General features: G+C 41.5%; 13 protein-coding genes. 3 read left to right on the top strand and 10 right to left on the bottom strand.

From position 1 onward, the window contains the following. Positions 1–2: 2 nt before the first annotated feature. Positions 3–968 carry a succinate dehydrogenase/fumarate reductase iron-sulfur subunit gene (locus QOL23_RS01755; protein WP_283399862.1) on the bottom strand — a complete coding sequence of 322 codons (966 nt, stop codon included), beginning with the start codon at positions 966–968 and terminating at the stop codon, positions 3–5. An 11-nt stretch (positions 969–979) separates the two neighbouring features. Further along, positions 980–2680 carry a succinate dehydrogenase flavoprotein subunit gene (gene sdhA, locus QOL23_RS01750; RefSeq protein ID WP_283399861.1) on the bottom strand — a complete coding sequence of 567 codons (1701 nt, stop codon included), beginning with the start codon at positions 2678–2680 and terminating at the stop codon, positions 980–982. Between the two features lie 148 nt (positions 2681–2828). On the opposite strand from sdhA, the gene QOL23_RS01745 reads away from it, so the two are divergent. Genes QOL23_RS01745 through QOL23_RS01735 form a run of 3 tightly spaced genes read left to right on the top strand, consistent with a single transcriptional unit; the run spans position 2829 to position 6494 of the window. After that, complete coding sequence (locus QOL23_RS01745; RefSeq protein WP_283399860.1) at positions 2829–4523, top strand: FAD-binding protein; 1695 nt, start codon at positions 2829–2831, stop codon at positions 4521–4523. A gap of 13 nt (positions 4524–4536) precedes the next feature. Next, positions 4537–5652, top strand: coding sequence for a succinate dehydrogenase/fumarate reductase iron-sulfur subunit (locus QOL23_RS01740; protein ID WP_283399859.1), 1116 nt, complete (start codon positions 4537–4539; stop codon positions 5650–5652). Then, complete coding sequence (locus tag QOL23_RS01735; protein ID WP_283399858.1) at positions 5652–6494, top strand: CoB--CoM heterodisulfide reductase iron-sulfur subunit B family protein; 843 nt, start codon at positions 5652–5654, stop codon at positions 6492–6494. The genes QOL23_RS01740 and QOL23_RS01735 overlap by 1 nt, the downstream gene beginning before the upstream one ends. On the opposite strand, the gene QOL23_RS01730 is transcribed toward QOL23_RS01735, so the two are convergent. From QOL23_RS01730 to QOL23_RS01695, 8 genes are all read right to left on the bottom strand, one after another. Continuing rightward, a complete protein-coding gene (locus QOL23_RS01730) occupies positions 6491–6907 on the bottom strand; it encodes a PIN domain-containing protein (protein WP_283399857.1) in 417 nt (138 codons plus the stop codon). The two genes, QOL23_RS01735 and QOL23_RS01730, sit on opposite strands and share 4 nt — an antisense overlap. Next, entirely contained in the window at positions 6904–7119 is a 216-nt protein-coding gene (locus QOL23_RS01725) for a hypothetical protein (RefSeq protein ID WP_283399856.1), read from the bottom strand. Before QOL23_RS01725 ends, QOL23_RS01730 begins: the two co-directional genes overlap by 4 nt. A 70-nt stretch (positions 7120–7189) precedes the next feature. Continuing rightward, positions 7190–8008 carry a 2,3,4,5-tetrahydropyridine-2,6-dicarboxylate N-succinyltransferase gene (locus tag QOL23_RS01720; RefSeq protein ID WP_283399855.1) on the bottom strand — a complete coding sequence of 273 codons (819 nt, stop codon included), beginning with the start codon at positions 8006–8008 and terminating at the stop codon, positions 7190–7192. 17 nt (positions 8009–8025) lie between these two features. Beyond that, on the bottom strand, positions 8026–8805 hold the full coding sequence (xth, locus tag QOL23_RS01715; protein ID WP_283399854.1) for an exodeoxyribonuclease III: 780 nt from the start codon (positions 8803–8805) through the stop codon (positions 8026–8028). Next, positions 8802–9422, bottom strand: a complete 621-nt coding sequence (locus QOL23_RS01710; RefSeq protein WP_283399853.1) for a MotA/TolQ/ExbB proton channel family protein — start codon at positions 9420–9422, stop codon at positions 8802–8804. The genes xth and QOL23_RS01710 overlap by 4 nt, the downstream gene beginning before the upstream one ends. Further along, positions 9409–10209: a tRNA (adenine-N1)-methyltransferase gene (locus QOL23_RS01705; RefSeq protein WP_283399852.1), complete on the bottom strand. Its 801-nt coding sequence runs from the start codon at positions 10207–10209 to the stop codon at positions 9409–9411. Before QOL23_RS01705 ends, QOL23_RS01710 begins: the two co-directional genes overlap by 14 nt. Then, positions 10196–11284, bottom strand: coding sequence for a lytic transglycosylase domain-containing protein (locus tag QOL23_RS01700; protein ID WP_283399851.1), 1089 nt, complete (start codon positions 11282–11284; stop codon positions 10196–10198). The genes QOL23_RS01705 and QOL23_RS01700 overlap by 14 nt, the downstream gene beginning before the upstream one ends. Beyond that, positions 11277–12020, bottom strand: a complete 744-nt coding sequence (locus tag QOL23_RS01695; protein WP_283399850.1) for a YebC/PmpR family DNA-binding transcriptional regulator — start codon at positions 12018–12020, stop codon at positions 11277–11279. The genes QOL23_RS01700 and QOL23_RS01695 overlap by 8 nt, the downstream gene beginning before the upstream one ends. Between the last annotated feature and the right edge of the window lie 8 nt (positions 12021–12028).

Below are 12028 nucleotides of genomic sequence, written 5' to 3'. Positions count from 1 at the left end.
AGCTATTCAACCTCCATAGCTGCTTTCATAACTTTGCGGAGCGTTTCATGGTCCTTAATCGGTTTCATAAATGGTGAATGAGCTTTTCCTTTAAGAATCATCTGAATACCGATAGGCAGGTTCTCAAGGATTCCTTTGATACCTTTTGCCCTTAGAGGAAGCATAACCTCGTTGAGCATTCCGGATTCAAGCAGGGACTTATAGAAGGCGTAAACGTGTCTTGCGCCTGGATTATCTTTCAGTCCTGCTTCAATAGAGAGTCCTCTCAGTTTCATTATTGCGTCAACAGGTGCGACGTGTTTGGGGCAGACGTCTGCACACTTGTTACAGCGAACGCAGTTCCACATATCGTAAGCGTAGCCGATTTTTGCCCTTTCTTTTTTGAGAGCATCTCTTGGGTCAACGGCAAACCTGTAAACGCGTGCAAGGGGGAAAGGACCACCGTAGTTTTTGTCAAGCTTTGCTATACCGCAGACGGAGAAGCAGGTGGTGCAGAGGATGCAATCTGTTTGTTTATCAAATTTTTTAAGCTCTTTAGGATAAACTTTACTTTCTTCTTCAAGGGTTTCAGGGACGATTTCAGGGTCTGGTATCAGGTAAGGTTTCATTCTTTCCATTCTTTCAAGAGCGGAATCCCAGTCAACGATTAAGTCTCTAATTACCGTCATGTTGTCTAAAGGTTCTATCGTTAGCGTATCTGTTTTATAAATGTCAAGTTCGTTGAATACCTGCGTTTTACAGGCAAGCTTGGGGTATCCGTTGATTTTAACCGAACAGGAACCGCATATGGCGCTTCGGCAGAACGCTCTGAAAGAAAGGGTTGGGTCTACGTTGTCTTTTATATACTGCAGGGCTTCTAATATTGTCATTCCTTTGGGAACTTCTATTGTGAATTCCTGATAATATGGCTTTTCATCCTTTTGAGGATTGAACCTCTTTATTCTGAAGGTAACGTTCCTCTTTTCCATTCCTTCCTCCGTTAGTATTTCCTCTCTTCTGGCTGGAACTTGGTTATTCTCACAGGCTTCCAGCTTATCTCAAGTTCGCCGTCCTCTTTTCTCCTGATGATTGAATGCTTCAGGAAGTTTTCATCGTCTCTGTTCGGATAGTCTGTTCTTGCATGTGCTCCGCGGCTCTCTTTTCTCTCTAAAGCACCTAAAACGATTGTTTCTGCAACTTCCACCATATTTAAGAATTCAAGAGTCTGCTGCAAGTTTGTGTTAAAGACCATTTCGGTATCGTAAACTTTGATTTTCTTTGCTCTTTCTTTTATCTCTCTGACCTTTTCAAGAGCCTCTTTCATCTTTTTCTCTTCTCTAAATATTCCAGCGCCGTATGTCATTATGTCGCTTAACTCGTTTCTCAGTTCTACTAACTTTTCTGTGCCTTCGTTGTTAAAGAGCGCTCTGATTTTCTCTTCTTCAACTTTAACTGCACTCTCATCAAATTCAGCAAAAGATGTTTCGCTTACGTAATTTACTGCGTCCTCTCCAGCTATCTTTCCAAAGACTACTATATCAAGTAGAGAGTTACCACCGAGTCTGTTTGCACCGTGAACGGAGACGCAACCGCATTCGCCTGCTGCGTAAAGTCCTTTTATCTCTGTTCTTCCGTAAATGTCTGTATCTATTCCACCCATAGAGTAGTGGGCTGTTGGTCTTATAGGTATTGGCTCGTTTATGGGGTCAACGCCTTCAAAGTCTATTGCTAATTCTCTAATCTGAGGAAGTCTTTCAAGTATTTTTTTCCTTCCTAAATGCCTCAGGTCAAGGTAAACGAATTCGTTGCCTTCATCGTCTTTGAAACCTCTACCTTCCATTATTTCAGTTTCTATTGCCCTTGAAACCAAGTCTCTCGGTGCGAGCTCCATCTTTTCAGGCGCGTATTTTTCCATGAACCTTTCGCCGTTTTTATTTATGAGGTATCCACCTTCGCCCCTTGCACCTTCTGTCACGAGTATTCCTGTTCTTCTGAGTCCTGTTGGGTGGAACTGAACGAATTCCATGTCTTTCAACGGCACGCCTGCCCTTAAAGCCATTGCTGGACCGTCGCCTGTGTTACCTAAAGCGTTTGACGTTCTTTTCCAGTAAATTCTTGCGTGACCGCCTGTGGCTAAAATTACTGCTTTTGCTTTTATGCCGTGGATTTCTCCGGTTCTCAAATCTATTGCTACTACGCCGGCTATTTTTTCGCCGTTGTGAACGAGGGATAGGGCAAACCATTCGTTTAAAAACGTTACTTCGTTTTTCAAACATTGTTCGTAGAGAGTTTGAAGCATTACGTGTCCGGTTTTGTCCGCTGCGTAGCAGGTCCTTGGAAATGAAGCGCCGCCAAATGGTCTCTGGGCTATTTTTCCGTTTTCAAGTCTTGAGAATGGAAGTCCCATATGTTCCATTTCTCTTATTATTTTAGGTGCCATTTCGCACATTAGCTCTACTGCGTCTTGGTCGGCTAAAAAGTCACTTCCCTTTATTGTGTCGTAAGAGTGCTTTTCTGGGCTATCGGGGGCAACGTTGCCCAAAGCTGCGTTTACACCGCCCTGAGCTGCTCCTGTATGGGAACGGGTTGGAAATACTTTTGATAGAACGGCTACTTTTAAACCTTTCCTTTTACTCGTTTCTAAGGCTGCGTATAGACCGGCTCCACCTGCGCCTACTATTAGGATGTCAAACTGAAGCATTTTTCCTCCCTGAGGACTGTTGTTAGTGGTGGAAATGATAACATAAAGAGGTGGGGATTTTTAAAAAGATGTAAAAATTTTGTAAAATTGGATTAAGGTGTATTATATTTGAGTATTCATATCTTCTGATTTTTATTGGAGGATTAATATGCTGGATTATGACATTCTAATAGTTGGTGGTGGAGGTGCTGGTTTATACGCAGCGCTGTGGGCGGCAGAAAATACGATTCTTAAAGTTGCTGTAATGACCAAAGTTTATCCGACTCGTTCTCATACAGGTGCTGCTGAAGGTGGTATTAACGCTGTTTTGACTCATTCGGTGGGCGATAGCCCTGATGCACACGCTTATGATACGGTGAAGGGAAGCGATTTTTTGGCTGACCAGGATGCCGTTGACATTATGTGTAAGATGGGAGCAGCGGTTATTTACGATATTGCCCACAGAGGCGTTCCTTTTTCAAGGCGTCCTGATGGAAGGATTGCGCAGAGACCTTTTGGCGGTGCCTCATTTCCGAGAACCTGTTATGCGGCGGATAAAACGGGGTTTTACATACTGCAGACCCTTTATGAGCAGTGCTTGAAAAATAACGTAACGTTTTTGAATGAGTGGTTTCTTCTTTCTCTAATTCACAATGGGGAAAAGATAGAAGGCGTCACTGCCTGGGATGTAAGGAACGGTGGCGTTCATCTGATAAGAACGAAGGCGGTAATTTTAGCTACAGGCGGTCATGCGAGAGTTTACTGGAATAGGTCTTCAAACGCTTTAGGTAATACCGGTGATGGAACTGCCGCGGCTTTAAGGGCAGGGTTGCCGTTGAAGGACATGGAGTTTATCCAGTTTCATCCGACTGGACTGGCTAAAACGGGGATACTCGTGACAGAAGGCGCGAGAGGTGAAGGCGGATACTTAAGGAATAGGGATGGAGAGCGTTTTATGAAGCGTTACGCGCCTGAAAAGATGGAGCTTGCGCCAAGAGACATTGTGGCTCGGGCAATACAAACGGAGATAAACGAGGGTAGGGGTTGCGGAGAAAAGGGAGATTACGTCTGCCTTGACCTTACCCATTTGGGTGAAGAGAGGATAAACGAGAGGCTTCCACAAACGAGAGAGCACGCAATTTTGTATGAAGGCGTTGACCCTGTAAAAGAACCCATACCTATTGCACCGACTGCTCACTACTCTATGGGTGGAATAGATACGGATAAGATGGGAAGAACTGAGATAAAAGGACTTTACGCAGCAGGTGAATGTGCCTGCATATCCGTTCACGGCGCAAACAGGCTTGGTGGTAACTCTCTACTTGATATTTTAGTTTTTGGAAGATTGACAGCTTTAGAGGCTGTAAAGTATGCGGATGAAGCGCCGGAAACTAATCCATCTTTAGCTGTTCAAAAGGATGATGAGAGAAAGATAATTGAACTGATGGAAAATGATGGTAAGGAAAGGTTAGCTGATTTAAGAAGGGAGCTTGGTGAAGTGATGATGAACCATTTTGGAGTTTTTAGAGAGGAAACTTCTATGAAGGAAGGGTTACAGAAACTTTATGAGATTAAGGAAAGGGCTAAGCATGTTAAGGTTTACGATATGGGTAAAAGGTTTAATACTGACTTAATTTCAGTTCTTGAATTTCTCAACCTTGTTGATTTGTCTATACCTATTGCCTTACCTGCGATAGAGCGAAGAGAAAGCCGTGGAGCTCATGCGAGAACGGATTATCCCGAAAGAGATGATAAGAACTTCCTGAAACATTCAATTGTTAAAAGGAATGGAAGCGGAGATTTAGTTTTAGATTGGAAACCGGTGAGAATAACCAAGTTTCAGCCAGAAGAGAGGAAGTATTAATCTGGAGGAACTTATGGAAACTGTAATCCTGAAGGTTTTTAGATACGACCCGGATAAGGATAGCGTTCCTTATTATAAGGATTATGAAGTTCCTGTAGAAGGGACGCTTCTAAACGCGCTTTTATACGTGAAGGATAACCTTGATCCAACTCTTTCTTTCAGGGCGTTTTGCCGGAGTGAAGTTTGCGGTTCCTGTGCTGTAAGGGTCAACGGGAAGACAAAGTTGGCGTGTAAAACGCCCATGAAAGAGCTTTACGAGACCTGGAAAGGGAAACTTTTAAAGATAGAGCCTTTAAATCATATGAAAGTGATTAAAGATTTGGTTACCGATATTGATGAACCTATAGAGAAGATGAAAAGTTTGATGCCGTGGCTCGTTCCTGATCCTTCTGTTGTTCCTTCAGACCCGATGCATGAGAGCATTATCTATCCTGAAGAAATGGAGCTTTATAAGGACCAGATTCACTGTATGCTCTGTTTTTCATGTTACTCTGCCTGTGAAGCTGTGGAGGATAACGAAAGGTATAGAGGACCTTTTGCTTTTTCAAGGGCATACAGGTTTCAAGTTGACAGGCGAGATATAGAAACTGCAAAGGATAGGAGAATCAGATACGCCATTTCTGGCGGTTTGTGGAGCTGCGTTCAGTGTCAGAAGTGTCTTCACGTTTGTCCTAAAGGGGTTAAACCTGCAGAGGATATCCAGAATTTACGCAGGCGTTCAATAAAGAAAGGCTTTACCGATAAACCGGGAGCTAAAAAGCTCAAGCATTACGTTGACTGGATATACGCAACCGGGCAGATAAACAGGCTTTATCTTCCTGCTGAAGTTTATGGGGATAGTGAAGCTGAGAAACTGAAATCTGCCTATGAGAGTATGGGAGCTGAAGTCTGGGAAGTTCCGAAGCCTGTTAAAGGTTTACTTAAGTTCAGGGATACTTATCTTGAAATTCTTTCTAAATCGGAAGAGAAAGCGATGAGAATTGATTTTTCTCACGTTAGAGAAATAGACAGGCTTGTGAGCGATTTCTTTAAGGCTGATATATGTACCGTGCTTGATAGGGTTTCTTCTGATTCAGAAACCGCTAAAGGTTTAGTTGAAAAGTTGAAGAGTTTTTTCGGAGGGAACTAATGAAAATCGGTTTTTATCAGGGTTGCTGTTTTCAGGGACAGGATGCTCACATGTTTGATACTATGAGGAAAGTTTTTGAGAAGTTGGGAGTGGAGCTTGAGCTTTTGGAGGAAACTACCTGTTGCGGCGGAAATACGATAGAGGAAGAAGAAAGAGAGCTTTCATACGCGATAAACCTGAGGAATATTGCCCTTTCGGAAGCTAAAGGTCTTGATATGTTGATATCCTGTAATACCTGCTATATGGTTATAGCGAAAGCCAAGTTGGCTGCTGATAGGAATAAAAAATTGAAAGAGAAAATGAATAGATTGCTTAAACCTGAAGGGCTTGAATATAAAGGGACTGCCAAGATTTATCACCTACTTGATTTTTTCAGGGACGTTGTTGGGTATGAGAAGATAAAGGAAGCGGTTGTAAATCCTTTAACAGGCGTTAAGGTTGTTCCTTATTACGGTTGCCACGTTCTCTATCCTAAAGAGATAGCAGTTGATAACAGCGATAATCCTTCTTCTCTTGAAGAAATCTTAAAAGCTCTGGGGGCGAAGGTTGTAAGTGATTACGAGTGTAAAGACGTTTGTTGCGGTTATCACTCTTTTTATACAGATAAAAGCATGACTTTACGCAAGATTGACAGGATTTTAAATAGCGTTAAAGAAGTTAGTGGCGATATTATTGCCACGCCATGTCCATTATGTTTTAAGGCTTTTGATATATACCAGACGAAGATGGAATTACCGCCGAACGTTCCATCGGCGTTTTTAACGGAGCTTATGGCTTACGCTTTTGGGCTTAGTGGAGAGGAAAGCGGTTTGAAATACCATTTGATTAAAGTTCCTGTTTAGAAAAGTTTACTGAAAGTTTCTGGAGAGTTTAAGAGAGATATCCCTTCGTTTTTACATGGGAGAGAGAAGTCTTCATCTAAAGAGATTAGGTATTTGACATTGTATCGTTTACAGGTAGCAAGTATTAAAGCATCGTTTGGTTTTAAGTTGTAGTTTTTGATAAAACCAAAACTTATGTTTAAGACTTTTTTATCCATTTCTAATATCAGAAAAGTTGCCAAGATATCGTTAAGCGTTTCCCAAGGTATATTTCTTTTGAAGTATAGTTGATAGGTTATTTCACTGAAAACTATATGGTTGTAAACGAGTAGAATTCCGTAAGTTTCTATTAGTTTCTCATTTAGAGCTATTGCTTTTTCGTTCCCTTTGAGAAGTTCTATTATGAAAGAGCTATCTATAAAAACTCTTGTCATTTGCTTTCCTGCATGTGGAGTTCATCTTCTGTTACGTGAAAATCCTTGGATAATATCCCCTGTAAGTTTTTTAGTCGTTTTAGTGCATTTTTCTGCTGTAGTTCAGTAAGCAAAAATTGAAGTCTTTCCATATTTTCTGTGTGCTTTTCAGGAGAAGTGAGGTCAAAAGTTTCCTCTTTATTACCCGGTATTTTTATAACTAACTTTCCCAATTTTTTCCTCTGAATTTGCTTTTGTTAAATTTAATTTATTAAGGTTCGGTGGCGGAAGCCACCGAGAGAGTTATACGGGAACGTTGAATTCTCTTAATACTTCGTTTAACGATGTCTTTTTGTCCGTTGATTCCTTTCTTTTGCCGATAATCAGGGCGCAGGGAATCTGGTATTCGCCGGCTGGAAATTTCTTCACTCTTGTTCCTGGAATTACAACGCTTCTTGCAGGAACTCTACCTCTGTATTCAACAGGTTCGTCGCCGGTGACGTCAATAATTTTAGTTGACGCAGTGATTACGACACCAGCGCCTAAAACAGCCTCTTCTTCTATTATTGCGCCTTCAACGATAATACACCTTGAACCGATAAAACAGTTGTCTTCTATTATTACAGGTCTTGCGTTTGGTGGTTCTAAAACGCCGCCTATTCCTACGCCTCCTGAAAGGTGGACGTTTTTACCTATCTGTGCGCAGGAACCTACCGTTGCCCACGTATCAACCATCGTTCCAGAACCTACGTAAGCGCCGATGTTAACGTAGGAGGGCATTAAAATGGCGCCAGGTTCTATGAAAGAGCCGTATCTTGCAGTTGCAGGTGGAACGACTCTTACGCCTAACTTTTCCCAGTTTTTCTTTAGAGGTATTTTGTCGTAATACTCAAAAGGTCCTACTTCCATCACTTTCATTTCGGAAATTGGGAAGAAGAGCAGTATAGCTTTCTTTACCCATTCGTTTACTTTCCAGTTTCCTACGGAAATTCTTTCTGCAACTCTTAGCTTCCCTTTGTCTATTAAATCTACGGTTTCTCTAATAGCTTCCTGATACTCTTTTTCTTTAAGAAGTTCTCTGTTCTTCCAGGCTTCTTCTATGAGTTTTTTCAGGTTTTCCATCTGTTTGACCTCCTTATTTATATGTTGAACGTTGCCCATACTGGAGCATGGTCGGACGGTAAGATACCTTTCTTTTTCTTCCTTGCGTTTATATCTACATCTACCTGAACTGCTTTTTCAAGTAACGGTTTTGTTACTAATATGTAATCTATTCTGAGCCCTCTGTTCTGGCTGAACGCTCCTGTTTCTATGTCCCACCAGGTATACTGGATTCTGTCGGGGTGTTTTTCTCTGAATAGGTCGTAAAGCCCGAAAGAGAGTAAGTCTTCAAAGGCTTCTCTTTCTTCGTCCATAAATCCGGGGCGGTCTTTCCAGATAATCGGGTCAAAAACGTCTTTTTCGTCTCTTGCTACGTTCATGTCCCCTACGACGCACAGAGGTTCATCAGGTGAGAAGTTTTCCTGAAGGAAAAGCTTTAACCTTGCAAAGAAGTAAATTTTAAATGCGTGCCTTTCTGTCCCTTTTTCGCCACCCCTTGGTGCATAGACGTTAACTATGGATAGTTCGGGAAGTTTTACCGTAATAACTCTTTTTTCGTCGTCTTCGTCGTCTCCCCAGCCTTTGATTACTTTTACTGCCTTTTCTTTTGAGCAGGTAGCGACGCCGTTGTAGGCTTTCTGCCCGTAGTAGTAAACGTGGTAACCTGCATTTTTGAATTCTAATTCCGGGAAAAGGTGGTCTTCAACTTTCGTTTCCTGCATTGATAGAACGTCTGTTTTCGTTTCTTTTAACCAGTCTAATACGTAGTTTAGTCTTGCTCTGATTGAGTTTACGTTCCAGGTTGCTACCTTAATCATTTTAACCCTTTGAAGTTGTTTGCTATTAAAATTCCGGCTGTTTCAACTTCTGCAGCTATTTTGTCTAACTTTTTCTGAAACAGGTTATACATTACAACTGCCGGAATTGCTACGAATAGTCCAAAAACAGTTGTAAGTAAGGCTTCTGCTATTCCTGCTGATAGCTGTTGAGGGTTGCCGATTGCTGACGAGCCGGCAGTAAGGACGCCGAATATTTTAATCATTCCTAAAACAGTTCCTGTTAAACCTAAAAGCGGTGAGATGGCTGCAATTGTGGCTAAGAGGGCAAGTCCCCTTTCAAGTTCTAAGAATTTTCTTTTAGCGACAGCTTCAAAAGCGTGAAGGAAGTTTTCTTTTGAAGGTGTTCCTATGTTTCTCAGGGATTCCATCACTATTGAGTTGAGAAGGGATTTTCTCCTTTTGCACAGTTCTACGGCGTCTCCTATGTTTCCTTCGCTCAAGAAATCAACTAAGAGCTTTAAATCTTCTTTTGGAACTAACTTTGAAAGCCTTAGAACGATTAGCTTTTCAATTATTATGGTTAGAGAAATTATGGAAAGGAACAGCAGTATGTAGCCTATTATTCCAGATTTTTGTAGTAGTTCAAAGGCTTCCATTTTCTGTCTCCTGCGGTAATTTTCTGGCAAAAATCAGGAACGCCGTGTGTGCCGGCATTCTGTCTTCCGGTCTTAAACGTTCTGGAACGGTTTTATACTTTCTTAGAAGGATTTCGCAGACTTCTATATCCATGAAAGGTAGTTCTTGCAGTTTTTTGAGCGTTTCAATGATTTGGTTTACCGTTGGGACTAAGATTCCTAACATGTTTCCTGTTTTCAGGGCTTTGTAGGCGTGATGAATGTAGAGCCAGGGTTCTCTTACGTCTAAGAATACTGCATCTACTTCTGTTTCTTCAAATCCTTCGGCGATGTCTTTATGTTTTGTAATAACTCTGTTTTCGTAGCCTAATTTTCTCAGATTTGATAGGGCGTTTTTTATGAATTCTTCCCTTTTTTCGTAGCTTATGACTTTGCCGTTTTCTCCGACTATGTGGGCAAAGACTGCCGTCATTGCACCGCTGCCGATTCCGCTTTCTATCACGGTGTCTCCCGGCTTTACGTTGAGCTTCAGGGCTATGAACGCTGCATCTTTTGGATAGACTATCTGGGTTAGCCTGTTAAGTTTGTGCATTATGAAGTCAACGACGGTGCATGGCAGGATAATGTATTTGAAACCTTTGTGGGTTTCAATGAAGCTGCCGTAGGGTTTTCCTATTAGTGATTCTAACTCAATCTCTCCTCTGTCTGTGTTGAACTTTCCTTTAGATAGAGAAAGGTTGAGGAAGTATTTCTTCTCTTTTTCCGGGTCGTAGAGGATTACGGTGTCGGTTTCTTTAACTGCTGCCATTATCTGCGTTACTCCTTTCAACTTTCACGATAAGTATGGTTTGACCTCTGTAAACGACGTTTCTTCTTATGCTGTTAAGTTCTTTTATTAGCTTTGGGCTTACGCCGAAGCGCCTTGCTATTGTAGTAATTCTTTCGGCTCTTCTTGGAACGTAGACGTAGATGCGGGAGGATTTTACGTATTTTAAGAGTTTTTCTCTGTGGATGTAGTTGTTTGGTAAGTAGACGTAGTAGCCGTAAGGAACGATTCTCCTTTTAAACTGAGGATTGAAGTGTTTGGTTATTGAGTAGGGGACTTTTAGCCTTTTTGATATTCTGTAGAGGGAAGTTCTTCCTAAGACTTTGATTTTTATCAGGTGGTTTTGAGATGGTTTTTTGAATATGCCCAGGCTTTCTGCAACGGAAAGGACGGCGTAGAATTTGGGGACGTAGTTGAGGGTTTCGTCGGGAAGTTTTGTTAAATCCCAGAAGTGGTCTTTACCTAAGGCTTTAATGCGTTTCAGAATTGTGCCTGGTCCTGCGTTGTATGCTGCTATTGCTAAATCCCACCTGCCGAAGAGTGAGTAGAGGTATTTGAGGTAGCGGGCGGCGGCGTGGGTGGATTTTTCAATGTCAAACCGTTCATCTATGAACCAGTTAACTTTTAATCCGTAAAGCCTTGCTGTAGCTGGCATTAGTTGCCACAATCCGGCTGCACCTGCCTTTGAAACTGCAGCTGGATTTCCGTGACTTTCTACTACTGCTAATAGAGAAAGTTCTTCTGGGAGTCCTTCCTCTTTGAATACTTTTTTGATGGTGGGATAGAATAGCTTGAAGCTTTCCAGTTGAGATATGAGTTTTAGCCTGTTCCATCTATTTTGATAATAGGATTTCCAGAATTGAAAAGAGGGTTTATCCCAGGGTATATCTAAAGTTAAGTTTTGATAGTTTAAAACGTTTTGGTTGGATTTTAACGCTGTGGAAAGTATTGCTACCGACTCGGAAAATACTGTTCCGCTGAAGTTTTGTTGATTGTCAGCTTTGACATTTAATGGGAAGAGACTCAACAAGGAAAGTGCTAATAGCTTTTTAAGCATTCTTTAAAACCTCTTCAGGCATATCAAAGTTAGAATAAACTTCTTGAACGTCATCTAAGTCTTCAAGCGCCATAAGTAGCTTTAATACTTTTTCTGCTGTTTCGCCTTCCACTTTTGTAGTTGTAGTGGGAATTAAATCAAGTTTTGCTTCTTCTATTTCTATTCCTGCTTCTACAATTCCTTTTCTTACTTCCTCAAGAGAGGAAGGTTCTGTATAAATTACGAACTTGTCTTCTTCCTTTACAACGTCATCGGCACCTGCTTCTATTGCTGCCATCATTACTTCTTCTTCATCATACTTCTCAGCAGATACAGTAATTACTCCTTTCCTTTCAAACATCCATGAAACGCAACCGGAAGTTCCTAAGTTTCCGCCGTGTTTTGAGAATGCATGTCTTACTTCTGAAGCGGTTCTGTTTCTGTTGTCAGTGAGGCACTTAACTATTATGGCAACTCCACCTGGTCCATAACCTTCGTAAGTTACCTCTTCGTAGGATTCACCAGCTATCTCGCCAGTTCCTCTTTTTATTGCCCTTTCTATGTTTTCTTTGGGCATGTTGAATTTCCTTGCCCTCTCAATTGCAGCTCTGAGTCTTGGGTTTGTTTCCGGGTCTCCACCTCCTTCTCTTGCTGCTACGGTTATTTCCCTTGCTAATTTTGTATATATTTTTCCTCTTTTAGCGTCTTGAGCAGCTTTTCTATGTCTAATGTTTGCCCATTTGGAATGTCCAGCCATCTATAAAC

The sequence above is a fragment of the Desulfurobacterium pacificum genome (genome assembly GCF_900182835.1).
In the GTDB taxonomy this organism is placed as follows: domain Bacteria; phylum Aquificota; class Aquificia; order Desulfurobacteriales; family Desulfurobacteriaceae; genus Desulfurobacterium_B; species Desulfurobacterium_B pacificum.
Note: the sequence above shows the minus strand (reverse complement) of the source record. Positions and strands in the feature narration are given on the sequence as shown.

Coding starts and splice junctions, on each gene's coding strand:
- QOL23_RS01755 (WP_283399862.1), bottom strand. CDS start 968: ATGGAAAAGAGGAACGTTACCTTCAGAATAAAGAGGTTCAATCCTCAA.
- sdhA (WP_283399861.1), bottom strand. CDS start 2,680: ATGCTTCAGTTTGACATCCTAATAGTAGGCGCAGGTGGAGCCGGTCTA.
- QOL23_RS01745 (WP_283399860.1), top strand. CDS start 2,829: ATGCTGGATTATGACATTCTAATAGTTGGTGGTGGAGGTGCTGGTTTA.
- QOL23_RS01740 (WP_283399859.1), top strand. CDS start 4,537: ATGGAAACTGTAATCCTGAAGGTTTTTAGATACGACCCGGATAAGGAT.
- QOL23_RS01735 (WP_283399858.1), top strand. CDS start 5,652: ATGAAAATCGGTTTTTATCAGGGTTGCTGTTTTCAGGGACAGGATGCT.
- QOL23_RS01730 (WP_283399857.1), bottom strand. CDS start 6,907: ATGACAAGAGTTTTTATAGATAGCTCTTTCATAATAGAACTTCTCAAA.
- QOL23_RS01720 (WP_283399855.1), bottom strand. CDS start 8,008: ATGGAAAACCTGAAAAAACTCATAGAAGAAGCCTGGAAGAACAGAGAA.
- xth (WP_283399854.1), bottom strand. CDS start 8,805: ATGATTAAGGTAGCAACCTGGAACGTAAACTCAATCAGAGCAAGACTA.
- QOL23_RS01710 (WP_283399853.1), bottom strand. CDS start 9,422: ATGGAAGCCTTTGAACTACTACAAAAATCTGGAATAATAGGCTACATA.
- QOL23_RS01705 (WP_283399852.1), bottom strand. CDS start 10,209: ATGGCAGCAGTTAAAGAAACCGACACCGTAATCCTCTACGACCCGGAA.
- QOL23_RS01700 (WP_283399851.1), bottom strand. CDS start 11,284: ATGCTTAAAAAGCTATTAGCACTTTCCTTGTTGAGTCTCTTCCCATTA.
- QOL23_RS01695 (WP_283399850.1), bottom strand. CDS start 12,020: ATGGCTGGACATTCCAAATGGGCAAACATTAGACATAGAAAAGCTGCT.